The following is a 24,700-nucleotide window of genomic DNA, read 5'->3' on the forward strand; positions in this document are numbered from 1 at the left end:
AAGCTCTTTTAGTGAGATTCGAATTCTCAGTCAGAAACTGGATGTCGTTACATTTTATGGCATTCTCAGTCATTTTCTTACGCAAAATCAATAAAAAAAAGAAAGTTTAAACAGCTTCATAGGATTATATAGATTATTCAATCATGTAAAATTATCATATTTATTTGGCTATCAGTAAACCGAATCAGAGAAATTACGCTTGTTTGTAGGCTACCATCACACTCGGCCCAAAAAACTTCGGGAGTCTGTAAGGATTCAAACTTTGTTGAGGTAAAAAAAAAGACCAGCAAATTGCTTTGCCAGTCTTTTTGTAAATATGGTTTTTCCAATTAGAATTTCAAACCAGGGAAGTAAGCGTTAGCACCTAATTCTTCCTCGATACGAAGCAATTGGTTGTATTTAGCCATACGGTCAGAACGAGAAGCCGAACCAGTTTTGATTTGACCTGTGTTCAATGCTACCGCCAAGTCAGCAATTGTAGCATCCTCAGTTTCACCAGAACGGTGAGACATGATGTTTTTGTATGAATTACGTTTAGCCAAGTTGATTGTATCGATAGTTTCAGTCAAAGAGCCGATTTGGTTTACTTTCACCAATACAGCGTTAGCAACACCTTGTTCGATACCCATTTGAAGACGCTTAACGTTTGTTACGAATAAGTCATCACCTACTAATTGACATTTGCTACCAATTAATTTAGTTTGCTCAGCCCAACCAGCCCAGTCATCTTCAGCCATACCATCTTCGATAGAGATGATTGGATATTTGTCAACCCAAGTTTTCCAGTAAGCAGCCATTTCCATGTTGTTCAATTGCTTGCCATCAGATTTCTTGAATGTATAAAGACCTGTTTTTTCGTCATAGAATTCAGAAGAAGCAGCATCCATAGCGATGAAGATTTCTTCACCTGGTTTGTAACCTGCTTTTTCGATTGATTGCAATACGATTTCGATAGCCTCCTCGTTTGATTTGATGTTTGGAGCAAAACCACCTTCGTCACCTACATTTGTAGAATAACCTTTAGATTTCAATACACCTTTCAAAGCGTGGAAAACTTCAGTACCCATACGCAAAGCGTGAGAGAAAGACTCAGCTTTAGCAGGCATTACCATAAACTCTTGGAAGTCGATTGAGTTATCAGCGTGTGAACCACCGTTCAAGATGTTCATCATTGGTACTGGCAAAGTGTTTGCGTTTGTACCACCTACATAACGATAAAGAGATAGACCAGACTCTTGTGCTGCTGCTTTAGCTACTGCCAAAGATACACCCAAGATTGCGTTTGCACCCAACTTGCCTTTGTTAGCAGTTCCGTCGAGTTCAATCATCAATTTGTCGATAAGGTTTTGCTCTGTTACTTCAATGCCTAGAATTTCCGCAGCAATAGCCTCATTTACGTTTTCTACGGCTTTCAATACACCTTTTCCAACATAAACTGATTTATCTTCATCGCGTAACTCAACAGCTTCGTGAATACCTGTAGATGCACCTGATGGAACAGCTGCACGACCAAAAGCACCTGCTTCTGTGCGAATATCTACTTCTACTGTTGGATTACCACGTGAATCCAAGATTTGTCTAGCATGAACATACTGAATAGCACTCATCTTTTGTAATTTTTGTTTTTGGTTAAAAACTTGTGAATTTAGGGGAAATGATTCTTGAGATGTATCTCTAAATGAATTTGACTGTAAGTTCGTCAAAATTTCCTCTATCAACCCAGTAAAAAGGAATAATTTTCTCACAAAAATAAGTGTTTTTTCAAGATTCCTTGTACTTTTCCAATTGTTTCACAATCTATTAATGCCAATGCACAAAAAAATGAAAAATATTATTTCCAAAATCATATTATTTTCAATCATTTATTTGGGATTTTTTAACTTTTCCAAAGCACAAGTTCTGTCAGTTGAGGATTTTGAAAAAAAATATTCTGAATCTTCTGGAGCACAATTGATTGATGTACGCACCGCTGGCGAATACGGTGGCGGTCACCTGCCCAAAGCAACCAATGTTGATTACCGTAGTGCAGATTTTCAAGAAAAAATCAAGTCGCTCGACAAAACCAAACCTGTATTTGTTTATTGCCTGTCTGGTGGGCGTAGTGCGTCAGCTGCAGAAGCGCTTCGCAAAAACGGTTTTTCGCAAGTATATGACTTACAAGGAGGATACTTGAAATGGACGACCAAAATGAAACCTGTAGAAGGAACTAGTGCTGCCAAAGACTCAAAAGCGATCACCGAAGCAGAACTAGAAACACTATTAGCACAACATTCGGTAGTTATTCTGGATTTTTTTGCGCCATGGTGTGGTCCTTGTATCAAAATGATGCCAGCTGTAGAAAAACTTTCTGAAGAATACAAAGGAAAGGTTTTAATCCTAAAAGTCGATGCTGATGCCAATCGTGCTATTCTAACAAAATACCATATTGACGAAATACCGACGTTTTTAATCTTTAAGGATGGTACACAAAAAATGCGCGCCATTGGGTATCAGGAAGAATCTGCTTTGAAAAAACTGTTTACGCAATATTTGTAAAAAGTAGATAATTTCTCATAAAATAGGGCTGTAAACCATCCGTTTACAGCCCTATTTTATTTTTACTTACAAACAAACATACTTACATAATTAGGTGAGCTTGAAGTTATTTGTTTTAACTTAAACTCTACACCGTCATCTTGCAATACATTTTCGGCAATACTTTTGAGCTTACCCGCAATTTTTGATTCTTGCAACTCATGTCGAATCTGACAGCTTGTTATTTTGAGCGAGCTTTTTTTAGTAGATGACAACGCCGACACTTTCACATCGTAGGATGTTTTATCTTTCAAAACATCTGCCAAATCTTCTGCTAAAGCTTTTTTCGGATTTTCGTAAAAAATCTCAATCGTGTATTCGTCACTCGATGAGGTCAATGAGTTATGTGCAACGGCTTTCTTCGGACTCGTTTTTTTAGGCTTAGACACCACGATTGTATCCTCCGAAGTATTGGGTTTCAAAATAGAAGATACCCCTGATACCACTCCAAGTATGACCGTTACCCACATAAACAAGCGAATCGTCTTGATGATTTCGGGTCTAGGCTTTGGGCGGCTACTTTCTCTAAATAACAAAAAATACGACAGAATAAATGCAATAGCACTCAATCCTGTCACACCGTATTTTAAGAAAGAACCTAATTCTGTAACATTAATCTGCAATAACATGGCTAGGAATGATTGGATATTCAAAGGGTCCGTTGAAATTATTAGAAATGTTCGTAACCAGGAGACGTTAATTTTACCAAGCTACCTGATTTCATCATGATATGCGCACCTTCTACTTCGTTAGTGATATAACCAATCGGCGTAATTTCGCTTACCTGTTCGATTTTCTGATAATCTTCTTGACTTACTGTAAATAATAATTCGTAGTCTTCTCCCCCATTCAAAGCTGCTGTCATTGGGCTAAAATTCAATTCTGTGCCAGTCAAATAGGTTTGGTCATCGATTGGCATTTTATCTTCAAAAATCACCCCACCAATGCCCGAATTCTTACAAATATGGAGCAATTCTGCAGCCAAGCCATCCGATACATCAATCATTGCTGTAGGAATCACATCCAAAGCTCTCAATTCATGAATCACATCCATGCGAGCAGTTGGTTTCAACTGACGTTCTACAACATAATCTTTATCGCTCAACTCTGGTTGCATATCTGGATTTGCCATGAAAACCTGCTTTTCTCTTTCCAATACCTGAAGCCCCATGAACGCTGCACCTAAGTCACCTGTTACGCAAACGATATCGCCTTTTTGGGCAGTATTACGGTACACAATTTGATGCTCATCCGCAGTGCCAAGAACAGTAATAGAGATAGCTAAGCCACCTCTCGACGAAGAGGTATCTCCGCCAATCAAATCGATATTGTATTCATCACAAGCAATTTTGATTCCTTCGTACAATTCTTCAATGGCTTCTACCGAAAAACGGTTACTCAAACCCAAGCTTACTGTTATCTGATTAGGAATTCCATTCATGGCTGCAATATCAGAAACATTTACTGCTACTGCTTTATAACCCAAATGTCGTAAAGGAGTGTAAGCCAAGTCAAAATGAACACCCTCCATCAACAAGTCTGTTGAAATCAATAATTTTTTGCCCTCAGTATCTACTACAGCGGCGTCGTCACCAATACCTTTGATAGAGCCAGATTGCACTATCGGAAATTTTTCGGCGATTCTCTTAATTAGTCCGAATTCGCCAATTGTACTCAATTCAGTTCTTGTTTCCATACTGCAAAGTTAATCAGTCTTTTAGTGCCGAGCAATTTTGTACTATATCAAAAAAAAAGCCGTTCAAACAAGTCGAACGGCTCCATAGCAAGTATTGAGTTTGATTTAAGGATTAGTCAATTGATAATTGGCAATTGTATTACTAGCCTTAATATATGCTGTTGCTGTTTCAAGTGTTACAGCAGAGGTAGTTGGAGTACCTACAATTTTGTAAGTCAACGTACCATTCGTACCAGTAGGTACACCCGACGAACTAGTCAAGCCAGAAATAGTCAAAGTTGTGTTATCTGTTGAAATAGACCATGTTCCTGTAAATGTCACGCCGTCTTTTTCTGTTAATTTAGCAGCTGTTTTGCTAGTAAGATCTAATTTGTAATTGGCATAGCCAGGGATTTTGTTACTTGAAGCCGTTTTATCATAAACAATATCAGAACCTTCTTTTACAACTTTTGCAGTCCAAATACGTGTTAATTTTGCTTCTACAGTAGGTTCAGCCTCTGTACTTTTGCAGCTCAAAAGCACTCCAGAGATTAATACAATTAAAGGCAATAGGGTCAATATTTTTTTCATAACCATTAATAATTTTAATTTTTTTGATAAAAATAGATAAAATTAGTTGAATTCAACAAAGAGATAATGAATTTTTGCACCCAAAATTCTTCGACATTTACCGCACTATGCTACCAACCTTTACCAAATCACAACTCGCTTTACGCAACGGTCAAGACCGTGAAGAAATTTGGATTGCTTACAAAGGAATTATTTACGATGTTGGCAAATCACGTCTTTGGAAAAATGGTAAACACTACGAGCATTGGGCTGGACAAGACCTTACCTCTGAACTGGCCGACGCTCCGCATAATGACTCCGTCTTTGAGAAGTTTACCATTGTAGGTCAACTAGCTTAGTCTGTACCTATTATGACTATTTTTTACTAAAAAAGGTTGTATGGAAGTTGATTTTCACTTCAAAATAAACTAAAAAACTATGATTCTAATCGCAGACAGTGGGTCTAGCAAAACAGATTGGCGTCTTGTGGCATCTGATGCCAGCATTCAGCAAGTCAAAACTATTGGATTCAATCCATATTATCAAGATAGTACCTCTATTGCGGAGGAGTTAAAGCTTCAACTTTTACCTAAAGTTCAAGAACCTTTAACACAAATTTATTATTACGGCACTGGCATTACCAATTCTGAAAAATCTCAGGTCTTAATTGACGCCTTCAAAAGTGTTTTCCCTGATTGCGACAGCATTCATGTCCATAACGATATGTTGGGAGCAGCAAGAGCGTTAGCTGGGCATCACAGTGGTATTGTCTGTATTCTGGGAACAGGGTCTAATTCATGTTTCTACGATGGTGAACAAATTGCCCATCAAGTTCCTCCCTTGGGCTTCTGGCTTGGCGATGAAGGTAGCGGTGGGCATCTGGGCAAACAATTAGTGCTCGCATATCTGCACAAGGATCTGCCTATGGACCTGCGTGACAAGTTTGAGAAAAGATATGGCGCCAAAGACCGCCTAGAGATTTTGGATAATGCCTACCATAAGCCCTTTCCTAATCGCTATTTTGCTTCATTTTCAAAGTTTTTATTTGACAATAGACAGCATCCTTTTATATATCGTTTGTTGTTTGACGCATTTACAGATTTCTTTGAAAAATACCTACTCAAATATCCAGAGGTTAGTCAATACAAAATTCATTTTACAGGCTCTGTAGCCTTTTACTACTCTGATATTCTACGCCAAGTAGCTGCTAGTAAGGAATGTACCGTCGGGATTATTGCCGAAACACCCATTGCAGGACTTACCTTATATCACCAACAAACTAATTAAGAAGGAGTTATGTTGTTTAAATATGACAATTCCTATACAAAATTGACCCAGTTTATTGAATTCTATTTGGATTTTAATTCAGTTTTGACTTTCTAAAGATTTTTTAAATTAAAATTGTATCTTTTCAAGAAAACAGTTTAAAAGTAGGGTTATTTATATAAATTAGTAGAGAATTTAGGTTATCTTTATACAACCAGTCACCGCAAACTATCAACTGTTAATGATTACTTACGATAAAAATTTAGGCACAAAACAAAAGGCTCTACGTATCAACTTAGACCGTCGCATTTACGGTTCTTTTGCTGAGATTGGAGCTGGTCAAGATGTGGCAGCCAACTTTTTTAAAGCTGGTGGTGCCTCTGGTACGATTGCCAAAACTATTTCGGCTTACGACATGGCATTTTCGGATGCTATTTATGGCGAAGAGCCTTCAGGTAGATATGTGTGTGAACCGCGCTTGGTGAAGATGCTCAATCGTGAGTACAAACTCCTCAATGTTCGTCTTACGGAAAGTGCTTCAGAAAAAATGTTCTTTGCCTTTGCTGACACAGTAGCAGCATTGAATTATCAAAAAACCAATGATCCTCACGGCTGGATTGGTCTACGTTTTCAGCTTCGTCCTGATTCTGAACCCAACGATGTGATTATTCACGTACGAATGAAGGATAATGATAATATCCTTCAACAACAGGCTTTGGGCGTTATTGGAGTCAATTTGATATATGGATGCTTCTTTTACCATGAGCAACCCGAAATCCTTTTACAGTCGTTGATGGACGACCTGCATACTGACCGTATCGAGATTGACATGATTCGTTTTGCGGGTCCTGACTTTGCTGAGGTTGATAACCGTTTGATGTCTCTGTATCTTGTAAAGAAAGGTTTTACCAATGCGGCTTTATTTGGCCCAGATGGAAACGTAATGAACCCTTCTGAGGCATTCTACAAAAAACATATTTTAGCAGTTAGAGGACGCTTCCGTCCTGTAACCAATGTATTTGTAGATATGTTGAAAAAAGGTCAAATGCAGTTCGAAAATGAGCCTGACGTTGACGATGATAAAGTGGTGGTACTTTCAGAGCTTACTTTACGAAGCTTACAAAGTGGCGATGAAGAAATTAATGAAAAAGACTTCCTCGATCGTGTAGATATTTTATGTTCTCTTGGACAAACTGTATTGATTTCTAATTTCCATGAGTATTACAAGCTAATATCATATCTCAATAGATTCACTCAAAAACGCATGGCGTTGATTATGGGTATGCCAAACCTTGCTTATATCTTTGAAGAAAAACACTATCAAAATCTAACAGGAGGTATTTTAGCGGCTTTCGCAACGCTCTTTGGTCCTAAAATCAAGCTATATCTATATCCAACAGCAGACACAGATGGAAATGTGGTTACCTCTAGAGAATTTAGCCCACCTGCTCATTTAAGAGGACTATTTCAATACATGCTCGACAATGATAAGTTTGAAGATGTGTTGAATTACGATAAAAACCTATTGAGCATTCACACCGATAGCATTCTAAAAATGATTCAATCGGGTGAAAGTGGTTGGGAAGATTATGTTCCTAAAAGTGTTGCAAAAATGATTAAAGAAAACTGTTTATTTGGCTTTCCTTGTCAATTAGTATAATCATAAGAGCGAGCTACCTAGGTAGCTCGCTCTTATATTTTAATAGCTTTTAAGACCTCTCTTTTGCCACGTGGTCCTGGATGTTTCTCTACAATAAATCCAGAAGCTATCAATGCCTTTCTTACGACCGTTTTTGAGCAATAAGTCGTCAAAACTCCCTCTTCATTCATGGATTCATAAATTTTCCGAAAAACCTCTTCTGTCCACAACTCAGGCTGCGTATTGGGTGAATAAGCGTCGAAATACACTAAATCCATTTTCTGTGTAAATTGATACACTAGCAAATCCTCCTGAACTTTTGTTAAAGAAAAGTTTTTTGTTACCTCATGCTGCTGATTCCAAGCAAGCTCATGCAATGGTTGCAATACATTTGAGCCCAATAGAGAATCGTAGTTCAATGCCCTATACTTTTCTGACTGTAATGGAAATGCTTCTATTGTGGTATAATTGATTTGATAATCATTCTTTTGTGCCTCAATGAATGTGAGCAGCGTATTCAGGCCAGTGCCAAATCCCATTTCAAAGATTCTTATTTCTTTACCTGCTTGAGCTTTTGACCATAAACCTAGCTCAATATAAATTCGAATAGACTCTTGCAGTGCCCCATTTACAGAGTGATGCCAAACTCCAAGCTCGGAGTTGTATAACGTATGCGAACCATCTTTGGTAAGTATTAACTCTATCATAATTTGCAAATAGAATGTACTTGTATCTATTATTTTGTCATTTACTCAATGATTGGCAAAACTAGCCTTTGATAAGAATAAACTAGGATATAGCCAGAATGTTGAATATCACTCCAGCTACTTTATAAAAAAAGCGGTTCGAAATTCGAACCGCTTACAATTTTATAACATTTCCACAAAAGAATCAAATAAGTATCTTGAATCGTGTGGGCCAGGAGAAGCTTCAGGGTGGTGTTGTACCGAAAATGCTGGTTTATCAACACGACGCAAACCTTCAACTGTTTTATCATTAAGGTTGATATGAGTCAATTCAACTGATGGATTAGCCTCTAATTCTTCCATTTTAACTGCAAAACCGTGGTTTTGAGAAGTAATTTCCGACAAACCTGTAATCAAGTTCTTTACAGGGTGGTTTAAGCCACGGTGTCCATTTTTCATTTTATAAGTAGACAAACCAGATGCTTGAGCTAAAATTTGGTGTCCTAAACAGATCCCAAAAGTTGGTTTTTCGTTCTCTACAATTTCTTTTACTGTTGCTACAGCATAAGGCATTACTGCTGGGTCACCAGGACCATTTGAGATAAAGTACCCATCTGGAGCCCATGCTTCCATTTCAGCAAAGCTAGTTTTTGCAGGGAATACTTTCAAATAACAACCTCTGTCTGTCAAGTTAGACAAAATACTTTTCTTTACACCAAGGTCAAGAACAGCTACCTTTTTCTCTGCGCTTTCTTCGCCTAAGAAATAAGGTTCTTGAGTACACACTTGAGAAGACAACTCTAGGCCTTCCATTGGAGGAACTTTAGCAAGTTCAGCCTTTAGGGCTTCAACTTCCAAAATCTCAGATGAAATGATACAGTTCATTACACCTTTTTCGCGGATATGTCTTACAATTTGACGAGTGTCAATGCCCGAAATACCTACGATACCCGCCTTTTCAAAATACTCCTGCAAAGACCCATCAGCAGTCTTACGTGAGTGAATTGGCGAAAACTCATTACAAACCATCCCTGCAATCTTCACTGAAGCTGATTCTTCTTCAAGCTCATTGACTACACCATAGTTGCCTATGTGAGAGGTTGTGTTTACAATTACCTGTCCAAAGTACGAAGGGTCGGTATAAATTTCTTGATACCCAGTCATCCCCGTATTGAAGCAGATTTCGCCGCCACTAGTCCCGATTTTTCCGAGGGCATTGCCTCTAAAAACTGTGCCGTCTTCCAACAACAAAATCGCTGGTTGGCTTTGTGTTACTTTCATTGGTTGCTCTTTGGTTAAAAAATTATGCAAAGTTAAGCGAAAATGAATAAAAATGAAGAGATTTTGTAATCAACTCCTTGTACATCATGACAATTTCAAATTTGAAAAATGAGATTTATCATTTTCCCATTGAAATTTAGAATTATTAAAAGTTTGAGTAGAACTGCTCATCAGAGGGCGCAAAAAAAAGCCTCAATCAAAAAAGATTGAGGCTTTTATGTCAGGACTACATCATGACTATTCTTCTGATTTTTCTTCAGCAGCTGGAGCTTCAGGAGCTTCTTCAACAGCTGGAGTTTCAGCAACAACTTCTGCAGCAGGTGCATCAGCTTTCTTAGTCGAACGACGGCTACGACGAGTTTTAGTAGCTTTCTCAGTAACAGCAGCTAATAAAGTTTCGTTGAAATCAACTAACTCAATTAAGCAAATATCAGCGTTGTCACCAAGACGATTTCCTAACTTGATAATTCTTGTGTATCCACCTGGGCGGTTAGCAACTTTCTCAGAGATAGTTCCGAAAAGTTCTTTAACAGCTTCTTTACTTTGCAAGTAAGAGAATACAACGCGACGGCTGTTAGTATCGTCAGTCTTTGATTTTGTGATCAAAGGCTCAACATACTTTCTTAATTCTTTAGCTTTTGCAACAGTAGTTTGAATTCTTTTGTGAAGAATCAAAGAAGAAGCCATGTTTGATAACAAAGCGGCTCTGTGAGAGGCAGTTCTGCCTAAGTGGTTGAATTTTTTTCCGTGTCTCATTGTGTTCGTAAGTTGAAAGCGAAATCGAATTTCGCTGCGGTTAGATAGCCCTCAAGGTATCCACCTATTACTACTAGTTAAAATTGGAGTGCAAAGTTATATAATGTGCAATTACTTACCAAGTATAACTTTGCATTTCCTATTATTAATCCTCATCCAAACGGTAGCGAGCTACGTCCATACCGAAGTGAAGACCTTTTTCTTCTACTAATTGTTCCAATTCAGTCAAAGACTTCTTACCGAAGTTGCGGAATTTCATCATATCAGAAATTTCCAATTTAACTAAATCGCCTAAAGTTCTAACGTCTGCTGATTTCAAACAGTTGTAAGCACGAACTGACAAATCAAGATCTGCCAATGGTGTCTTCAACAGTTTTCTCATGTGAAGCATTTCTTCGTCCACTACATTTTCATCTTCAGCCTTCATAGCTTCGAATGTCATTGTTTGGTCAGAGAACAACATGAAATGCTGAATCAATATATACGCTGCACCTTTCAAAGCATCCTCTGGGTGAATCGAACCATCAGTTTCGATATCCAAGATTAACTTTTCGTAGTCAGTTTTTTGTTCTACACGTGTGTTTTCTACACTAAACTTCACGTTTTTAATTGGAGTGTAGATAGCATCGATTGGGATATGACCAAATGGAGGCTCTACATTACGAGGCTCGTCAGCAGGAACATAACCACGACCTTTTTCAACGATTATCTCCATTTCAAACTCTTTCGATTCATCCAAATTACAGATAACTAAATCTGGATTAAGGATTTCGAAATAGTTTGTAAATTTGTTAATGTCTCCAGCAGTCAACGTAGTCTGGCCCTTTACTCTTACATTGATTTTGTTTTCAAGAATTTCCTGAGTTTTCTTAAAACGAACTTTTTTCAAGTTCAAGATAATCTCAGTCATATCCTCAATAACACCCTCAATAGCAGAGAACTCGTGCAATACTCCACCTACTTTCACGCTAGTAATAGCGTAGCCTTCAAGTGAAGACAACAAGATTCTACGAAGTGCGTTACCGATTGTAACGCCATAGCCTTTTTCGAGAGGCTTAAACTCAAATAACCCGTGAAAGTCGTCAGCTTTCTCCATAACGACTTTGTCGGGCATTTGGAATGCTAATATTGACATATTTCGTAGCTTAATTTATCTTAGATTTTATAAGAATAGAGTAACCGAGCGTAATATACTAAATAACTTCGTGAGTTTTAGGAATTTGTGGAGTATTTTTTGAAAAAAATCTTGACAAAATTGTTTTTTTTTATTATAATACAATTTTCAAAGCAAGAATCATAACTTAAATTACTCTACTCCGTTTTATAAAATATCGAATACCAAGTAAATTGATATTCGATATTTTATAGCTAACAAAGTTTTTCGTATTTACAACTAACAAAACAAGTAGATAAATAGTTTTGTTAAAGCTACGATTACTTCGAGTAAAGCTCGACGATTGCCTGCTCGTTGAAGTTTTCAGGAATGTCACTTCTCTCTGGGTAAGAAAGGAATTTACCAGTTAAAGTAGATGCTTCCCACTCCAACCAGTTAAAACGCTTAACTGCTCTTCCAGCAAGAGAGTTAGTGATAACTTCTAATGACTTCGATTTTTCACGAACACCAACTAATTGTCCTGGCTTTAATGAATATGATGGGATGTTAACAATTTCTCCGTCAACAAGGATGTGCTTGTGGATAACCAACTGACGTGCAGCACGACGAGTTGGAGCAATACCTAAACGGTAAACTGTATTGTCAAGACGTGCTTCACAAAGTTTCAAAAGGTTTTCACCTTTGATACCTTCTCTTACGGCAGCTTTGTGGAAAAGATTTTCGAATTGTTTTTCAAGAATACCATAAGTGTATTTCACTTTTTGTTTTTCTTTCAACTGCAAAGCATATTCTGATTGCTTAGCACGTTTTCCTTTTCCATGTTGACCTGGACCGTAGTTCTTGCGTGATAACGCTTTGCTTGGACCTAAGATTGGCTCACCGAAACGACGAGCAATTTTTGATTTTGGACCTGTGTATCTTGCCATTTTTATTAGGAAATTGAGTCAATGAGCCTCTTTTGCTCAATGAAGTAATTAAGTTATTAGAAACATGAAAACGAAGGGTAATAATTACTAATTACCCTTCGCAATGCTTTTTTAAAAGTGTTACAAAACGTAACGACTTCAAACTATACTCTACGACGTTTTGGAGGACGACAACCGTTGTGAGGTAGTGGAGTAATATCCTTGATAGAAAGAACTTCAATACCAGCATTTGCTACAGTTCTGATAGCTGATTCACGACCAGCACCAGGACCTTTAACAAAAACTTCAGCTTTTTTCATACCAGCTTCAACAGCTACAGCAGCACAGTTGCTAGCCGCAGTTTGAGCAGCGTATGGAGTGTTTTTCTTAGAGCCTTTGAAGCCCATTTTACCAGCTGAAGCCCAAGAGATAACTTGTCCTTGGCTATTTGTGATAGAGATAATGATATTGTTAAAAGAAGCTTTGATGTGTACTTGGCCTACTGCCTCTACAATCACAACTCTCTTTTTTGCTTTATCTTTTCTTTTAGCTTGTGCCATTTTAAGAGATTTGGTTAATAATGCGCTATACCGAGTTTTTCAAACTAAATTGAATCTTAGGTACATCCTGCTACATTATATTAATTATTACTTAGTAGCTTTTTTCTTGTTAGCAACTGTCTTACGTTTACCCTTACGAGTACGAGAGTTATTCTTAGTTCTTTGACCACGCAAAGGAAGACCTTTACGGTGACGAAGACCACGGTAACAACCAATGTCCATCAAACGTTTGATGTTCAACTGGATTTCAGAACGAAGTTGACCTTCTGTTTTGAATTCAGCTGCGATGATGTTACGGATGGCACTAGCTTCCTCATCGTTCCACTCACCAGCTTTCTTGTCTAAAGAAATACCAGCTTGAGCTAAAATTTTCTGAGCAGTGCTACGACCGATACCGAAGATATAGGTCAAAGCGATTTCGCCTCTTTTTTTATCGGGAATATCAACCCCTGCAATACGAGCCATATTGTTCTAAAGCTTTTTTAGTTTTTTAGGGAATTTAAGGAAAGTAATTTCGCAACTACTGCCTCAAATAGTATTACCCTTGTCTTTGTTTGAACTTTGGATTTTTTTTGTTAATAACGTAAAGTTTACCGTTACGACGGATTACTTTACATTCAGCACTACGCTTTTTGATAGACGCTTTAACTTTCATTGTAGTATTGTCTTATAAGTTGTCAATTCATTCTGACAGTGCCAAAGTATTAGCTTTTGCAAACTGCCCAGCTAACTAACAACTGTCTTTTTATTTGTAACGATACACGATTCTTGCTTTTGACAAGTCGTAAGGTGACATTTCTAGTTTCACCTTATCTCCTGGTAAAATTTTAATGTAATTCATTCTCATTTTACCAGAAATATGGGCAATCACTTGATGGGTATTCTCAAGCTCTACTCTAAACATAGCGTTAGAAAGTGCTTCAATGATTATACCATCGACTTCAATGGATGATTGTTTTGCCATAAATTTGTTTTATTTGTTAGTCGTAATTCGCGTGATAAATGAATTTGTACGAGTCAACGATTAACAACTACTTTCAAAGAGTTTTTTAGATTTCAGCTAAATATTCGTTACTTTTCAAAACATCTTCGATGTACTCAAAGGTCGTTAATATACTTGCTTGGTCTTTGCTCACAGCAACTGTATGTTCAAAATGTGCTGAAGGCTTACGATCTTGAGTTCTTATAGTCCAATAATCGTTTTCTTGATGAATTGCTCTCTTTCCTAGATTAATCATGGGTTCAATTGCAATCACCATTCCTTCTTTAAGCTTGGGACCATCGCCTCTTCTTCCGTAGTTGGCTACTTCTGGGCCTTCATGAAGTGATTTACCTACACCATGGCCAACAAGTTCTCGCACAACTGTAAATCCTGCTTTCTCGCAATATGACTGAATAGCAAATCCAATATCCCCAATTCTTTTGCCAGCTACAGCTTGTGAAATACCTAAGTATAACGATTCTTTAGTGACACGTAAGAGTTGAAGCGTTTCTTCTTTGACATTGCCTACTGCATAAGTATATGCACTGTCTGCGTGAAAGCCATTCTTATAAACTCCGCAATCAATCGAAATAATGTCTCCATCCTTTAGTTCGTAATTATTAGGAATCCCATGCACGACAACGTCATTAACCGAAATGCACAAAGATGCAGGGTATTTATGACCACCTACATTATAATTAAGAAACGAAGGATGAGCTTCATTATCTTTAATGTATTCATAGGCTACTTTATCGAGTTCTTTAGTAGTAATACCAGGTTTAATAACCTTTGCTACCTCAGCGTGAGTTTTCCCCAGAATTACACCGTTAGTACGGATAATTTCTAACTCTGAAGATGTTTTTAAATAAATCATCTGATATTACTGAGCGATTGCTTCAGTTCTACCTTTTACACGACCCGACTGCATCAACCCTTCATATTTACGCATCAAAAGGTAACTTTCAATTTGTTGAAGAGTATCAAGCACAACACCAACCAAAATCAAAAGAGAAGTACCTCCGAAGAAAGAAGCAAAACCACGAGTGATTCCGAAGATGCTAGCAACTGCTGGTAAAATCGCAATGATTGCCAACATAAATGCACCAGGAAGCGTAATTCTATCAAGAATATCAGCAATGAAAGTTGAAGTAGCTTCTCCTGGTTTAACACCCGGAACAAAACCACCACCACGTTTCATATCATCTGAAATTTGTGTTGGGTTGATAGAAATAGCAGTGTAAAAGAATGTAAATACAATAATTAAAAATGCAAATAACAAATTGTACTGCCAAGTAGTAAAGTCACCAAACGCTTGAGCGATTGATTGAGCTACTTCGCTCTTATCAGCTAATGATTGAGCAACAAGACCAGGTACAAACATCAATGCTTGAGCAAAAATGATAGGCATTACACCAGCAGCATTCAACTTAAGAGGAATATACTGACGTTCGCCACTCATTGAAACTCTATTTCCTACCACTTGCTTCGCGTATTGTACTGGGATACGACGTACAGCTTGAGTTACCATCACAGCGCCCATTACTACAAAAAACAAGGCTACAACCTCGATAATGAATAATAAAGCACCAGACATACCTCTTGATTGAGCTTCACCTAATAAAGAAGCTGGAAAACGAGATACAATACCAATCATAATAAGCATTGAAATACCGTTACCAATACCTTTGTCAGTGATTTTCTCACCAAGCCACATACAGAACATAGTTCCAGCAACCAAGATGATTACTGAGTACAAACGGAATGACCAAGGAGAAACTAGAATAGCTTCAGCAGGGATAGTTACTTGCAAATATGTAAAGGCTTGTGCAGCTGTCACAAAAATTGTTAGAACACGAGTGATTTGGTTTAACTTTTTGCGACCAGACTCACCATCCTTCTGCATCTTTTGGAAATATGGCAATGCAATTGTAAGAAGTTGGATTGCAATAGAAGCAGAGATATATGGCATGATGCCTAAGGCAAAAATAGAGGCGTTATTAAACGCTCCACCTGAGAACATATTCAACAAACCTAATAAACCGCCTTCACCCTTCTGCGCTAACTTCGTGGCATCTACACCTGGTAAAACAACGTAAGATCCAAGGCGAAAAAAGGTGATAAACAACAGGGTGTTAAGAATACGAGTTCTTAACTCCTCTATTGAGATAATGTTTTTGATAGTGCTAATAAACTTGTTCATGCTATCTGTTTAAGTAATCGTTATAGAATATAACTCGAAAGATGTTCAACTTTTTCGTTATTTACAAATCCGTTGCCAGATTTTACAATGATTACTCAATTATTTCTGTTGTCTATCGATTTTTCAATTGAAAATTAAGCTACAACTGCCTTACCTCCTGCAGCTTCAATAGCAGCTTTAGCAGAAGCAGAGAAACCTTTAACCTGTACCTCTACAGTAGACTTGATTTCGCCACGTGACAAGATTTTCACCAAGTCATTTTTAGAAACCAAACCATTTTGGTACAATACATCGTGAGTGATTACAGTTACACCAGTAGTGTCAACCAAAGCTTGAAGTGTATCCAAGTTGATTGCTTTGTATTCAACACGGTTAATATTTTTAAAGCCGAATTTAGGAATACGACGTTGAAGAGGCATTTGACCACCTTCAAAACCAGATTTACGAGAGTAACCTGAACGTGATTGAGCACCTTTGTGACCACGAGCAGAAGTACCACCTAAACCAGAACCTGCACCACGACCAACTCTTTTTCTTACCTTAGTAGAGCCCACTGCGGGCTTTAATGACGATAAATTCATTTTTTTTGAAATTAAATAATTGCTAAACGCCATCTCACCGTGAGATGACTCGCTTAATCAAACCTAGTGGTTTAGATTAAAGATTTTCAACTACAATCAAGTGTTGAACCGCACGAATCATACCTGCGATAGCTGGGTTCAAATCTTTCTCTACGCTTTTGTTCAATTTGCCCAAACCTAAAGCTTGAATAGTACGTTTTTGAACTTCTGGACGTTTGATTGTACTCTTAACTTGAGTAATTTTTACCTTTGACATGGTCTTATATTTTGGAGTCTCAGTATAGGGCTTGAAGTGATACGACAAACCCTATAGCATCAACTAAAATAAATTATCCGTTAAATACTTTTGCTAAAGATACTCCTCTTTGGAAGGCTACTGTATGAGGGTTTCTCATTTTAACTAGCGCATCAACTGTTGCTTTAACCACGTTGTGTGGGTTTGAAGAACCTTTTGATTTAGCCAATACGTCATGAACACCTGCAGCTTCTAATACGGCACGCATCGCACCACCTGCAATTACCCCAGTACCTGGAGCTGCTGGCTTCAACAATACGAAACCTCCTGAGAACTTACCGATTTGTTCGTGAGGTACAGTTGCTTTCAAAAGAGCAACTTGGAATAAGTTTTTCTTAGCGTCTTCGATACCTTTAGAGATAGCGTCAGTTACTTCGTTTGCTTTACCCAAACCGAAGCCAACTACACCTTTGCCATCACCAACAACTACGATCGCAGAGAAGCTGAAACGACGTCCACCTTTTACTACTTTCGCTACGCGGTTGATAGCAACAACTCTTTCTTTTAGTTCGCCTTCGTTAACCTTGATAGGTTTTGATATTAATTGCGACATTTTTTTCTAATTTGAAAATTGTTGAATTTGAAAATTTGAAATCTGTGCTTTAACATCAAAAACTTTCATTTTGGAACGGCGGATATCCGCATTGCACAAATTCAAATTGACTAATTAAAATTTAAGACCTCCTTCTCTTGCACCTTCAGCAACTGCTTTAACACGACCATGGTACAAGTAACCGTTACGGTCAAAAACAACTGTTGAAACACCTGCAGCCAAAGCTTTCTCTGCAATTTTAGCACCTACTAATTTTGCACTTTCAACATTACCATTCTTCAAACCTAATTCCTTAGATGAAGCAGCAGCCAATGTAGAGCCTTTAGTATCGTCGATCAACTGAGCATAGATACCCGAGTTTGAACGGAATACTGACAATCTTGGCTTTTCAGCTGTACCAGAGATTTTAGCTCTGATAGACAACTTAATACGAAGTCTTCTTGATTCTTTTTGCGAAGCCATTAATTTATATAGTTTTGTGGATTACCGACCCACGATGATTAAATTCTATTTCTTACCACCAGCTTTACCAGCTTTTCTACGAATTTGCTCACCAACGAAGCGAATACCTTTACCTTTGTAAGGCTCAACTTTACGTAGAGAACGAATTTTAGCTGAAACTTGGCCAATTAATTCTTTGTCGATACCTTCTAAAGTAACCTTAGGGTTTTGACCTTTTTCCATTGCAGTTGTAACTTTCAACTCAGCTGGAATTTGCATGAAGATTGCGTGAGAGTAACCCAACGCTAATTCAAGAAGGTTTCCTTGGTTAGAAGCTTTGTAACCTACACCAACGATTTCCATTTCTTTTTTGAAACCATCGTTTACGCCAACAACCATGTTGTTAATTAAAGCACGGTATAAACCGTGAAGAGCTTTGTGACGTTTTTGATCTGTAGGACGTTGTACACGTAATTCGCTTCCTTCGATTTCTACAGTAATATCTGGATCGATAGAGCGAGTAAGAGTACCTTTTGCGCCTTTTACTGTTACTGTGCTTTTTTCAACTGTTACAGTAACACCGGCAGGAAGTGTGATAACTTTATTACCAACGCGTGACATGACTTGTGTGTTTTTGCTTAAATGAAGGAGAAACTCCTCTTTCAGCGTTATTTGAAAATAAGTTAGGGAACAAACCTGTATAAGACTTATTCCCCAAATGTAAGATTAGTATACGTAGCAAAGAACTTCACCACCCACATTAAGTGTGCGAGCTTCTTTGTCAGTAATAACACCTTTTGATGTTGAAAGGATAGCTACACCTAAACCATTCAATACGCGAGGCAATTCATCTGCTCCTTTGTATTTACGTAAACCTGGTTTAGAAATTCTCTCCAACTTAACGATTGCTGGTTGTTTAGTAACTGGGTTGTATTTCAAAGCGATTTTGATTGTACCCTGTACTGATGAATCGTCAAACTTGTAGTTTTGAATGTATCCTTTATCAAAAAGCACTTTAGTGATTTCCTTTTTGATGTTAGAAGCAGGAATTTCAACGATTCTGTGACGTGCCTTGATGGCATTTCTCAATCGTGTTAAGTAGTCTGCTATTGGATCTGTCATTGTTTTCGATATTTGAAACGAACTTTTCTTTGGGAAAAGGCTCGCAAAATTACGGAATTGGATTTAAAAAAACAACCATAAGTGGCTGATTTTAATAAAGATTACGACAAATTTTTATCGTAAGAGTATTACCAGCTTGATTTTGTCACACCTGGAATCAATCCTGCTGAAGCCATTTCACGGAAAGTCACACGGTTGATGCCGAATTTACGCATATAACCTCTTGGACGTCCTGTAAGCTTACAACGGTTGTGCAAACGTACTGGTGAAGCGTTTTTAGGCAATTTATCCAAACCTAAGTAGTCGCCAGCAGCTTTTAAAGCAGCACGCTTAGCAGCGTATTTAGCAACTGTTGCTTCTTTTTTTCTTTCTCTTGCTTTAACTGATTCTTTTGCCATGTTGGTTGAATCTTTTTATCAGTTGTCTGTTATCTGTTATTCGTTATCCGTATGGCGTTTCCGAAGTCGGGACGACGAATAACGGATAACATAATTTATTACTTCTTCGAATTAGCGAAAGGCATACCCATTTGTTGTAACAAAGCGTAAGCTTCAGCATCTGTATTTGCAGTCGTAACGAAAGTGATATCCATACCAGAGATTTTGCTCACTTTGTCGATAGAAATCTCTGGGAAGATGATTTGTTCTTTCACACCCAAAGTATAGTTACCACGACCATCGAAACCTTTGTCTGAGATACCTTTGAAGTCACGTACACGTGGAAGAGCCACTGTCGTCAAACGATCAAGGAATTCGTACATTTTATCTCCTCTCAAAGTTACTTTCACACCGATTGGCATGTTTTCACGTAACTTAAAGTTTGAGATAGCTTTTTTAGACATTGTAGCTACTGCTTTTTGACCAGCAATAAGAGTTAGTTCTTCAACACCTGTGTCGATCAATTTCTTGTCAGCTACAGCAGCGCCGATACCTTTGTTGATTACAATTTTAGTAATCTTAGGAACTTGCATTACTGATTTGAATTGAAATTTCTCTTTTAGAGCAGGAACGATTTCGCTAACGTATTTGTCCTTTAATCTTGTTGTAGTTGCCATTATTATGAAAACTTTATGTGGATTTCCGACCCACTTTTCACGGTATCAAAAGACACCGCTTCATTGAATTATTAGATAAATTTACCTGTTGCTTTAGAATATCTTTGCAACTTACCATTCTCGTTCAATTTACGACCTGTACGAACAGCTTTACCGTTCTCAGAAACTGCAATATTAGAGATATGGATAGTACCTTCTGTTTTAACGATACCACCTTGAGGGTTAGCAGCGCTAGGCTTAACGTGTTTTGTGATAAAGTTTACGCCTTCTACGATAGCACGTTGTTTATCAATCAAAACTTTTTTAACTACGCCTGTTTGACCCTTAGCGTTCCCAGCGATAACCACAACAGTATCACCAGTTTTGATGTGCAACTTTGGTTGCTTATTAAACTTTCTTTCCATGATGATTACAAATTATGATTAAAGTACTTCTGGAGCTAATGAAACAATTTTCATGAAACCTGCGTCACGCAATTCACGTGCAACTGGTCCAAAAATACGAGTACCACGTGGCTCGTCATTGTTGTTTAAAAGAACTGCTGCATTGTCTTCGAAACGGATATATGATCCATCCTTACGACGAATTTCTTTTTTAGTTCTTACAACTACGGCTTTAGAAACCGTACCTTTCTTCATGTTTGATGACGACAAAGCAGACTTCACTGTTACTACAATTTTGTCACCAATAGAAGCATATCTTTTTCCTGTACCGCCCAACACGCGGATAACCAGTACCTCTTTTGCACCTGAGTTATCAGCAACGCCGAGTCTTGATTCTTGCTGTACCATTGTTTGTTTGGTATATTAAAGATTGCGAAAAAATTAAATTTAACGATACACCACTAACTATATAGATAAGTGATGTTGAACGTCGGATAAAAACTGGAGTAGTGAATTATTTCGCTTTCTCGATAATTTCAACTAATCTCCAACGCTTGTTCTTTGACAAAGGACGGGTTTCCATTACCTTCACTGTGTCACCGATTCCACATTCGTTATTTTCATCGTGAGCCATCAATTTGGAAGTTTTCAACATAAACTTACCATAAAGAGGGTGCTTAACTTTTCTGTCTACGGCGACGGTGATAGATTTATCCATCTTGTTGCTCACCACACGCCCAATCCTTACTTTTCTTAGATTTCTTTCCATCGTTGGATTTGGTTGTTTTAGATTGACCTCAAGCGGTATGTTGATGAGGTCTGTTCAGTTAAAATAAAATGATAGGAAATTCCTATTATTTAGAAGCTGCTGTGATAGCAGTTTCCAAACGAGCGATCAATTTGCGAGATTCACGCAAGCGCAAAGGGTTCTCGATTGGAGAAATAGCGTGAGCAAACTTCAAACGTGCCAAGGCATCTTTTTCTGAAGCTAGAGTTGCTTTCAACTCATCTAGGCTCAATTTTTGGATTTCTGCGTTCTTCATTATTTTATCAGTCATGGAGTCGTTAGAAGTTTTAAGGCTTCCAACGACATGATATACTATTCTTGATAATCTCTACGAACTACGAATTTAGTACGAAGTGGCAATTTTTGAGCCGCCAAACGAAGTGACTCTTGTGCCAATTCCAAAGGTACCCCAGCAGATTCGAATAAGATAGTTCCTGGTTTGATATTAGCTACCCAGTATTCTGGAGCACCTTTACCTTTACCCATACGAACTTCGGCTGGTTTCTTAGTGATTGGTTTGTCAGGGAAGATACGAATCCAAACCTGACCTTCACGTTTCATTGCACGAGTTACTGAGATACGAGCTGCTTCGATCTGACGAGCAGTGATACGTCCTGGCTCCAGAGCTTTGATAGCGAATGTACCGAAGTCAATTTCATGACCGCGAGTAGCCAAACCTTTCACTCTACCCTTCTGTTGCTTACGGAACTTGGTTCTTCTTGGTTGTAACATTGTCTTATGAAGTCTTGCAGTTTTAAGTCGTAAGTCTTAAAGTACATGAGTGTAACCTTAGGACTTGCGACTTTAAACTAAGATTAAAAATTATCTCTTACCGCCTCCTCTGTTGTTGGTATTTCCTCCTTTACCACCACCACGGTTGTTGTTATTGTTGTTGTTACGACGCTGATCGCCACCACGGCCACCACGGTTGTCGCGTCCACGACGTCCGTTATCGTCATCACGACCACCACGATTGTGGTTACCACCGCGAGAATCGCCGCCAGCTTGTTGAGCTGACATACCAGCGTTTGGAGAAAGATCACGTTTTCCGTACACTTCGCCTTTACATACCCAAACTTTGATACCAATTTTACCATAAACTGTCAAAGCTTCAGATACTGCATAGTCGATATCGGCACGCAAAGTATGAAGAGGAATACGTCCTTCTTTGTATCCTTCTGAGCGAGCCATTTCAGCACCACCCAAACGGCCAGAAAGTTTCAATTTGATACCTTGAGCACCTACTCTCATCGCAGAAGCAATAGCTTGCTTCATCGCACGACGGAAAGAAATACGTGCTTCTAATTGCTGAGCGATAGTTTCGCCAATCAATTTAGCATCAATCTCAGGACGTTTAATTTCAAAGATGTTGATTTGAACATCTTTGCCTGTGATTTTCTTTAATTCTTCTTTGATTTTATCTACTTCTTGACCACCCTTACCGATTACAACGCCTGGGCGTGCAGTATTGATAGTCAAAGTAATACGTTTCAAAGTACGCTCAATGATTACCTTAGAGATTGCACCCTTTGGAATACGAGCAGCTACGTATTTACGGATTTTTTCATCCTCAACTAACTTGTCGGCAAAATTTTTACCGCCGTACCAGTTAGAATCCCAACCTCTGACGATACCAAGTCTAAGACCAACGGGGTTAACTTTCTGTCCCATTTTATGATATTTAGATGTTTTCTCTAATTATTCTTCTGATGTTACGATTGATGGAGCACTTGCAGAAGCAACCACTAATGTAATGTGGTTTGAACGCTTCAAGATTCTGTACCCACGACCTTGTGGAGCTGGACGCAAACGCTTCAAAGAGCTACCGCCATCTACCGTAACGGTTTTAACGTATAAGTCAGCATCTTCCAACTTAACGTCTTCGTGCTTGTTTTGCCAGTTAGCAATTGCTGAGAGTAACAATTTCTCAACAAATCTAGCACCAACTTTAGGCTCATATTTCAAGATACCTAAAGCCTTGTTAACTTTCTGACCTCTAATCATGTCTACCACGATTCTCATTTTCTGAGGTGAAGTCGGAACATTGTTTAATTTAGCTATTGCTTCCATTTCTATAATTTCGGATTTAGGTTCTGGGATTTTGGATTATCAGGATTGAATCTTACAATCCGCAATCCTCATTCCACTATCCCCTATTATCTTTTGCCTTTATCTTTTTTAGCGATGTGACCACGGAAATTGCGTGTTGGAGCAAATTCACCAAGTTTATGTCCTACCATGTTTTCTGTTACATATACTGGGATAAACTTGTTACCGTTGTGCACTGCGAAAGTATGTCCAACGAAATCAGGAGAAATCATTGAACGTCTTGACCAAGTTTTGATAACTGACTTTTTACCTGACTCATTCATAGCAATTACTTTGTTGTCAAGGCGGTAGTCAATATAAGGTCCTTTTTTTAATGAACGTGCCATCTATGTATTATTTCTTTCTACTGATGATTAGACGATTTGAATGCTTTTTCTTGTCGCGAGTTTTCTTACCTTTCGCTAACAAGCCGTTACGTGAACGTGGGTGACCTCCTGAAGAGCGACCCTCACCACCACCCATTGGGTGATCAACTGGGTTCATTACTACACCACGAACTCTTGGACGGCGGCCTAACCAACGGTGACGACCAGCTTTACCCAAGTTTGTGTTCATGTGGTCAGCATTAGATACTGAACCAATTGTAGCCAAACAGTTAACTAACACCATACGCATTTCGCCTGAAGGTAACTTCAATGTAGCATATTTGCTATCACGAGCCAACAATTGAGCATAAGTACCTGCAGAACGAGCTAATTCAGCACCACCACGAGGACGAAGCTCGATAGCGTGTACAATTGTACCTACTGGAATGCTTGACAATGGCATTGTGTTACCAACTTCAGGAGCTACTGATGTACCAGACACTACTGTCTGACCAACTTTCAAACCTGAAGGAGCAATGATGTATGACTTTTCACCATCTGTGTACTCGATCAATGCGATACGAGCTGTACGGTTTGGATCGTATTCAATTGTTAATACGGTTGCTTCTACGTCGAATTTATCACGATAGAAGTCAATCAAACGATAACGACGCTTGTGACCACCACCAATATAGCGCATTGCGCGGTGACCAAAGGCGTTACGACCACCTGTTTTCTTAATTGGAGCCAACAACGGTTTATACGGTTTCGAAGCTGTGATTTCTTCGAAAGTTGGAGCGATACGTTGACGTTGACCCGGAGACGTTGGTTTTAATTTTCTAACTGCCATTTCTCTAGTTTG

36 protein-coding genes are annotated in these 24,700 nt (G+C 38.4%); 4 read left to right on the forward strand and 32 right to left on the reverse strand.

Annotated elements, in window-relative coordinates:
* Positions 1–329: 329 nt before the first annotated feature.
* Positions 330–1,607 carry a phosphopyruvate hydratase gene (gene eno / locus QM524_RS18785; RefSeq protein WP_095160807.1) on the reverse strand — a complete coding sequence of 426 codons (1,278 nt, stop codon included), beginning with the start codon at positions 1,605–1,607 and terminating at the stop codon, positions 330–332.
* A gap of 214 nt (positions 1,608–1,821) precedes the next feature.
* Between eno and QM524_RS18790 the strand changes: the two genes are divergently transcribed.
* A complete protein-coding gene (locus QM524_RS18790; RefSeq protein WP_166578230.1) occupies positions 1,822–2,535 on the forward strand; it encodes a thioredoxin domain-containing protein in 714 nt (237 codons plus the stop codon).
* A 62-nt stretch (positions 2,536–2,597) separates the two neighbouring features.
* Here the strand turns inward: QM524_RS18790 and QM524_RS18795 are convergent, their stop codons facing one another.
* The 3 genes from QM524_RS18795 to QM524_RS18805 form a co-directional block, all read right to left on the reverse strand.
* A complete protein-coding gene (locus QM524_RS18795) occupies positions 2,598–3,203 on the reverse strand; it encodes a hypothetical protein (RefSeq protein ID WP_095160724.1) in 606 nt (201 codons plus the stop codon).
* Between the two features lie 41 nt (positions 3,204–3,244).
* Positions 3,245–4,270, reverse strand: a complete 1,026-nt coding sequence (gene thiL, locus QM524_RS18800; RefSeq protein ID WP_283345760.1) for a thiamine-phosphate kinase — start codon at positions 4,268–4,270, stop codon at positions 3,245–3,247.
* Positions 4,271–4,375: 105 nt separating this feature from the next.
* A complete protein-coding gene (locus tag QM524_RS18805) occupies positions 4,376–4,840 on the reverse strand; it encodes a hypothetical protein (protein ID WP_283345761.1) in 465 nt (154 codons plus the stop codon).
* A 107-nt stretch (positions 4,841–4,947) separates the two neighbouring features.
* On the opposite strand from QM524_RS18805, the gene QM524_RS18810 reads away from it, so the two are divergent.
* The 3 genes from QM524_RS18810 (at position 4,948) to QM524_RS18820 (ending at position 7,745) form a co-directional block, all read left to right on the forward strand.
* The gene (locus QM524_RS18810) at positions 4,948–5,178 is read left to right on the forward strand and encodes a cytochrome b5 domain-containing protein (protein WP_283345762.1); all 231 of its coding nucleotides are present in this window, start codon (positions 4,948–4,950) and stop codon (positions 5,176–5,178) included.
* Positions 5,179–5,257: 79 nt separating this feature from the next.
* Positions 5,258–6,106 (forward strand): acetate and sugar kinases/Hsc70/actin family protein, encoded by an 849-nt coding sequence (locus QM524_RS18815; protein ID WP_095160728.1) that lies wholly within the window; start codon positions 5,258–5,260, stop codon positions 6,104–6,106.
* Between the two features lie 220 nt (positions 6,107–6,326).
* Positions 6,327–7,745, forward strand: coding sequence for a TonB-dependent receptor (locus tag QM524_RS18820; protein WP_283345763.1), 1,419 nt, complete (start codon positions 6,327–6,329; stop codon positions 7,743–7,745).
* 32 nt (positions 7,746–7,777) lie between these two features.
* Here the strand turns inward: QM524_RS18820 and mnmD are convergent, their stop codons facing one another.
* The 28 genes from mnmD to rplB all read right to left on the reverse strand — a co-directional run bounded on the left by mnmD (position 7,778) and on the right by rplB (position 24,688).
* Positions 7,778–8,431, reverse strand: coding sequence for a tRNA (5-methylaminomethyl-2-thiouridine)(34)-methyltransferase MnmD (gene mnmD, locus QM524_RS18825; RefSeq protein ID WP_283345764.1), 654 nt, complete (start codon positions 8,429–8,431; stop codon positions 7,778–7,780).
* Positions 8,432–8,593: 162 nt separating this feature from the next.
* Entirely contained in the window at positions 8,594–9,691 is a 1,098-nt protein-coding gene (carA, locus tag QM524_RS18830) for a glutamine-hydrolyzing carbamoyl-phosphate synthase small subunit (RefSeq protein ID WP_283345765.1), read from the reverse strand.
* A 237-nt stretch (positions 9,692–9,928) separates the two neighbouring features.
* Positions 9,929–10,447 carry a 50S ribosomal protein L17 gene (rplQ, locus tag QM524_RS18835; protein ID WP_095160730.1) on the reverse strand — a complete coding sequence of 173 codons (519 nt, stop codon included), beginning with the start codon at positions 10,445–10,447 and terminating at the stop codon, positions 9,929–9,931.
* A 145-nt stretch (positions 10,448–10,592) separates the two neighbouring features.
* Entirely contained in the window at positions 10,593–11,582 is a 990-nt protein-coding gene (locus tag QM524_RS18840) for a DNA-directed RNA polymerase subunit alpha (protein WP_095160731.1), read from the reverse strand.
* 299 nt (positions 11,583–11,881) lie between these two features.
* Positions 11,882–12,487 carry a 30S ribosomal protein S4 gene (gene rpsD, locus QM524_RS18845; protein ID WP_095160732.1) on the reverse strand — a complete coding sequence of 202 codons (606 nt, stop codon included), beginning with the start codon at positions 12,485–12,487 and terminating at the stop codon, positions 11,882–11,884.
* A 143-nt stretch (positions 12,488–12,630) separates the two neighbouring features.
* Positions 12,631–13,026, reverse strand: a complete 396-nt coding sequence (gene rpsK, locus QM524_RS18850; protein WP_095160733.1) for a 30S ribosomal protein S11 — start codon at positions 13,024–13,026, stop codon at positions 12,631–12,633.
* An 87-nt stretch (positions 13,027–13,113) separates the two neighbouring features.
* On the reverse strand, positions 13,114–13,491 hold the full coding sequence (gene rpsM, locus QM524_RS18855; protein WP_095160734.1) for a 30S ribosomal protein S13: 378 nt from the start codon (positions 13,489–13,491) through the stop codon (positions 13,114–13,116).
* Between the two features lie 73 nt (positions 13,492–13,564).
* Entirely contained in the window at positions 13,565–13,681 is a 117-nt protein-coding gene (rpmJ, locus tag QM524_RS18860) for a 50S ribosomal protein L36 (RefSeq protein WP_044172008.1), read from the reverse strand.
* 90 nt (positions 13,682–13,771) lie between these two features.
* On the reverse strand, positions 13,772–13,990 hold the full coding sequence (gene infA, locus QM524_RS18865) for a translation initiation factor IF-1 (protein ID WP_095160735.1): 219 nt from the start codon (positions 13,988–13,990) through the stop codon (positions 13,772–13,774).
* Positions 13,991–14,075: 85 nt separating this feature from the next.
* Positions 14,076–14,882, reverse strand: coding sequence for a type I methionyl aminopeptidase (gene map, locus QM524_RS18870; RefSeq protein WP_095160736.1), 807 nt, complete (start codon positions 14,880–14,882; stop codon positions 14,076–14,078).
* Between the two features lie 6 nt (positions 14,883–14,888).
* Positions 14,889–16,208: a preprotein translocase subunit SecY gene (gene secY, locus QM524_RS18875; protein WP_095160737.1), complete on the reverse strand. Its 1,320-nt coding sequence runs from the start codon at positions 16,206–16,208 to the stop codon at positions 14,889–14,891.
* A gap of 134 nt (positions 16,209–16,342) precedes the next feature.
* Positions 16,343–16,789 carry a 50S ribosomal protein L15 gene (rplO, locus tag QM524_RS18880; RefSeq protein WP_283345766.1) on the reverse strand — a complete coding sequence of 149 codons (447 nt, stop codon included), beginning with the start codon at positions 16,787–16,789 and terminating at the stop codon, positions 16,343–16,345.
* Positions 16,790–16,865: 76 nt separating this feature from the next.
* Entirely contained in the window at positions 16,866–17,045 is a 180-nt protein-coding gene (gene rpmD, locus QM524_RS18885; protein ID WP_095160739.1) for a 50S ribosomal protein L30, read from the reverse strand.
* Positions 17,046–17,118: 73 nt separating this feature from the next.
* Entirely contained in the window at positions 17,119–17,637 is a 519-nt protein-coding gene (gene rpsE / locus QM524_RS18890) for a 30S ribosomal protein S5 (RefSeq protein ID WP_095160740.1), read from the reverse strand.
* Positions 17,638–17,751: 114 nt separating this feature from the next.
* Positions 17,752–18,099 (reverse strand): 50S ribosomal protein L18, encoded by a 348-nt coding sequence (rplR, locus tag QM524_RS18895; RefSeq protein WP_095160741.1) that lies wholly within the window; start codon positions 18,097–18,099, stop codon positions 17,752–17,754.
* A gap of 45 nt (positions 18,100–18,144) precedes the next feature.
* Complete coding sequence (rplF, locus tag QM524_RS18900) at positions 18,145–18,699, reverse strand: 50S ribosomal protein L6 (protein WP_095160742.1); 555 nt, start codon at positions 18,697–18,699, stop codon at positions 18,145–18,147.
* 105 nt (positions 18,700–18,804) lie between these two features.
* A complete protein-coding gene (rpsH, locus tag QM524_RS18905; RefSeq protein ID WP_095160743.1) occupies positions 18,805–19,200 on the reverse strand; it encodes a 30S ribosomal protein S8 in 396 nt (131 codons plus the stop codon).
* A 128-nt stretch (positions 19,201–19,328) separates the two neighbouring features.
* Positions 19,329–19,598 carry a 30S ribosomal protein S14 gene (gene rpsN / locus QM524_RS18910; protein ID WP_166549703.1) on the reverse strand — a complete coding sequence of 90 codons (270 nt, stop codon included), beginning with the start codon at positions 19,596–19,598 and terminating at the stop codon, positions 19,329–19,331.
* Between the two features lie 98 nt (positions 19,599–19,696).
* Entirely contained in the window at positions 19,697–20,254 is a 558-nt protein-coding gene (rplE, locus tag QM524_RS18915) for a 50S ribosomal protein L5 (protein ID WP_095160744.1), read from the reverse strand.
* A gap of 71 nt (positions 20,255–20,325) precedes the next feature.
* On the reverse strand, positions 20,326–20,658 hold the full coding sequence (rplX, locus tag QM524_RS18920) for a 50S ribosomal protein L24 (protein WP_095160745.1): 333 nt from the start codon (positions 20,656–20,658) through the stop codon (positions 20,326–20,328).
* Between the two features lie 18 nt (positions 20,659–20,676).
* Positions 20,677–21,045: a 50S ribosomal protein L14 gene (gene rplN / locus QM524_RS18925; protein ID WP_095160746.1), complete on the reverse strand. Its 369-nt coding sequence runs from the start codon at positions 21,043–21,045 to the stop codon at positions 20,677–20,679.
* Between the two features lie 106 nt (positions 21,046–21,151).
* Positions 21,152–21,406: a 30S ribosomal protein S17 gene (gene rpsQ, locus QM524_RS18930; RefSeq protein ID WP_095160747.1), complete on the reverse strand. Its 255-nt coding sequence runs from the start codon at positions 21,404–21,406 to the stop codon at positions 21,152–21,154.
* Between the two features lie 85 nt (positions 21,407–21,491).
* Positions 21,492–21,680 (reverse strand): 50S ribosomal protein L29, encoded by a 189-nt coding sequence (gene rpmC, locus QM524_RS18935; protein ID WP_095160810.1) that lies wholly within the window; start codon positions 21,678–21,680, stop codon positions 21,492–21,494.
* A 56-nt stretch (positions 21,681–21,736) separates the two neighbouring features.
* Positions 21,737–22,156: a 50S ribosomal protein L16 gene (gene rplP, locus QM524_RS18940; protein ID WP_095160748.1), complete on the reverse strand. Its 420-nt coding sequence runs from the start codon at positions 22,154–22,156 to the stop codon at positions 21,737–21,739.
* Between the two features lie 90 nt (positions 22,157–22,246).
* Positions 22,247–23,095 (reverse strand): 30S ribosomal protein S3, encoded by an 849-nt coding sequence (rpsC, locus tag QM524_RS18945; protein ID WP_095160749.1) that lies wholly within the window; start codon positions 23,093–23,095, stop codon positions 22,247–22,249.
* 27 nt (positions 23,096–23,122) lie between these two features.
* The gene (gene rplV, locus QM524_RS18950) at positions 23,123–23,494 is read right to left on the reverse strand and encodes a 50S ribosomal protein L22 (protein WP_095160750.1); all 372 of its coding nucleotides are present in this window, start codon (positions 23,492–23,494) and stop codon (positions 23,123–23,125) included.
* An 86-nt stretch (positions 23,495–23,580) separates the two neighbouring features.
* Positions 23,581–23,859: a 30S ribosomal protein S19 gene (rpsS, locus tag QM524_RS18955; RefSeq protein ID WP_095160751.1), complete on the reverse strand. Its 279-nt coding sequence runs from the start codon at positions 23,857–23,859 to the stop codon at positions 23,581–23,583.
* Positions 23,860–23,866: 7 nt separating this feature from the next.
* Positions 23,867–24,688, reverse strand: coding sequence for a 50S ribosomal protein L2 (gene rplB / locus QM524_RS18960; protein ID WP_095160752.1), 822 nt, complete (start codon positions 24,686–24,688; stop codon positions 23,867–23,869).
* Between the last annotated feature and the right edge of the window lie 12 nt (positions 24,689–24,700).

It is taken from the genome of Flectobacillus roseus (assembly GCF_030056595.1).
Taxonomy (GTDB): domain Bacteria; phylum Bacteroidota; class Bacteroidia; order Cytophagales; family Spirosomataceae; genus Flectobacillus; species Flectobacillus roseus.

What these genes read in the sequence shown, in the direction of transcription:
- QM524_RS18815 (WP_095160728.1), top strand. Translation starts at nt 5,258, where the DNA reads ATGATTCTAATCGCAGACAGTGGGTCTAGCAAAACAGATTGGCGTCTT.
- QM524_RS18810 (WP_283345762.1), top strand. Translation starts at nt 4,948, where the DNA reads ATGCTACCAACCTTTACCAAATCACAACTCGCTTTACGCAACGGTCAA.
- rplO (WP_283345766.1), bottom strand. Translation starts at nt 16,789, where the DNA reads ATGAATTTATCGTCATTAAAGCCCGCAGTGGGCTCTACTAAGGTAAGA.
- rpsM (WP_095160734.1), bottom strand. Translation starts at nt 13,491, where the DNA reads ATGGCTCGTATTGCAGGGGTTGATATTCCCGATAAAAAAAGAGGCGAA.
- QM524_RS18840 (WP_095160731.1), bottom strand. Translation starts at nt 11,582, where the DNA reads ATGTCAATATTAGCATTCCAAATGCCCGACAAAGTCGTTATGGAGAAA.
- rpsK (WP_095160733.1), bottom strand. Translation starts at nt 13,026, where the DNA reads ATGGCACAAGCTAAAAGAAAAGATAAAGCAAAAAAGAGAGTTGTGATT.
- rpsN (WP_166549703.1), bottom strand. Translation starts at nt 19,598, where the DNA reads ATGGCAAAAGAATCAGTTAAAGCAAGAGAAAGAAAAAAAGAAGCAACA.
- QM524_RS18820 (WP_283345763.1), top strand. Translation starts at nt 6,327, where the DNA reads ATGATTACTTACGATAAAAATTTAGGCACAAAACAAAAGGCTCTACGT.
- rplE (WP_095160744.1), bottom strand. Translation starts at nt 20,254, where the DNA reads ATGGCAACTACAACAAGATTAAAGGACAAATACGTTAGCGAAATCGTT.
- secY (WP_095160737.1), bottom strand. Translation starts at nt 16,208, where the DNA reads ATGAACAAGTTTATTAGCACTATCAAAAACATTATCTCAATAGAGGAG.
- rplQ (WP_095160730.1), bottom strand. Translation starts at nt 10,447, where the DNA reads ATGAGACACGGAAAAAAATTCAACCACTTAGGCAGAACTGCCTCTCAC.
- rplX (WP_095160745.1), bottom strand. Translation starts at nt 20,658, where the DNA reads ATGGAAAGAAAGTTTAATAAGCAACCAAAGTTGCACATCAAAACTGGT.
- rpmD (WP_095160739.1), bottom strand. Translation starts at nt 17,045, where the DNA reads ATGTCAAAGGTAAAAATTACTCAAGTTAAGAGTACAATCAAACGTCCA.
- rplV (WP_095160750.1), bottom strand. Translation starts at nt 23,494, where the DNA reads ATGGAAGCAATAGCTAAATTAAACAATGTTCCGACTTCACCTCAGAAA.
- map (WP_095160736.1), bottom strand. Translation starts at nt 14,882, where the DNA reads ATGATTTATTTAAAAACATCTTCAGAGTTAGAAATTATCCGTACTAAC.
- rplN (WP_095160746.1), bottom strand. Translation starts at nt 21,045, where the DNA reads ATGGTACAGCAAGAATCAAGACTCGGCGTTGCTGATAACTCAGGTGCA.
- rplR (WP_095160741.1), bottom strand. Translation starts at nt 18,099, where the DNA reads ATGGCTTCGCAAAAAGAATCAAGAAGACTTCGTATTAAGTTGTCTATC.
- rpmC (WP_095160810.1), bottom strand. Translation starts at nt 21,680, where the DNA reads ATGAAGAACGCAGAAATCCAAAAATTGAGCCTAGATGAGTTGAAAGCA.
- QM524_RS18795 (WP_095160724.1), bottom strand. Translation starts at nt 3,203, where the DNA reads ATGTTATTGCAGATTAATGTTACAGAATTAGGTTCTTTCTTAAAATAC.
- QM524_RS18805 (WP_283345761.1), bottom strand. Translation starts at nt 4,840, where the DNA reads ATGAAAAAAATATTGACCCTATTGCCTTTAATTGTATTAATCTCTGGA.
- carA (WP_283345765.1), bottom strand. Translation starts at nt 9,691, where the DNA reads ATGAAAGTAACACAAAGCCAACCAGCGATTTTGTTGTTGGAAGACGGC.
- mnmD (WP_283345764.1), bottom strand. Translation starts at nt 8,431, where the DNA reads ATGATAGAGTTAATACTTACCAAAGATGGTTCGCATACGTTATACAAC.
- eno (WP_095160807.1), bottom strand. Translation starts at nt 1,607, where the DNA reads ATGAGTGCTATTCAGTATGTTCATGCTAGACAAATCTTGGATTCACGT.
- rplF (WP_095160742.1), bottom strand. Translation starts at nt 18,699, where the DNA reads ATGTCACGCGTTGGTAATAAAGTTATCACACTTCCTGCCGGTGTTACT.
- thiL (WP_283345760.1), bottom strand. Translation starts at nt 4,270, where the DNA reads ATGGAAACAAGAACTGAATTGAGTACAATTGGCGAATTCGGACTAATT.
- rpmJ (WP_044172008.1), bottom strand. Translation starts at nt 13,681, where the DNA reads ATGAAAGTTAAAGCGTCTATCAAAAAGCGTAGTGCTGAATGTAAAGTA.
- rpsH (WP_095160743.1), bottom strand. Translation starts at nt 19,200, where the DNA reads ATGACAGATCCAATAGCAGACTACTTAACACGATTGAGAAATGCCATC.
- QM524_RS18790 (WP_166578230.1), top strand. Translation starts at nt 1,822, where the DNA reads ATGAAAAATATTATTTCCAAAATCATATTATTTTCAATCATTTATTTG.
- infA (WP_095160735.1), bottom strand. Translation starts at nt 13,990, where the DNA reads ATGGCAAAACAATCATCCATTGAAGTCGATGGTATAATCATTGAAGCA.
- rpsC (WP_095160749.1), bottom strand. Translation starts at nt 23,095, where the DNA reads ATGGGACAGAAAGTTAACCCCGTTGGTCTTAGACTTGGTATCGTCAGA.
- rplP (WP_095160748.1), bottom strand. Translation starts at nt 22,156, where the DNA reads ATGTTACAACCAAGAAGAACCAAGTTCCGTAAGCAACAGAAGGGTAGA.
- rpsD (WP_095160732.1), bottom strand. Translation starts at nt 12,487, where the DNA reads ATGGCAAGATACACAGGTCCAAAATCAAAAATTGCTCGTCGTTTCGGT.
- rpsQ (WP_095160747.1), bottom strand. Translation starts at nt 21,406, where the DNA reads ATGGAAAGAAATCTAAGAAAAGTAAGGATTGGGCGTGTGGTGAGCAAC.
- rpsE (WP_095160740.1), bottom strand. Translation starts at nt 17,637, where the DNA reads ATGTCGCAATTAATATCAAAACCTATCAAGGTTAACGAAGGCGAACTA.
- rpsS (WP_095160751.1), bottom strand. Translation starts at nt 23,859, where the DNA reads ATGGCACGTTCATTAAAAAAAGGACCTTATATTGACTACCGCCTTGAC.
- rplB (WP_095160752.1), bottom strand. Translation starts at nt 24,688, where the DNA reads ATGGCAGTTAGAAAATTAAAACCAACGTCTCCGGGTCAACGTCAACGT.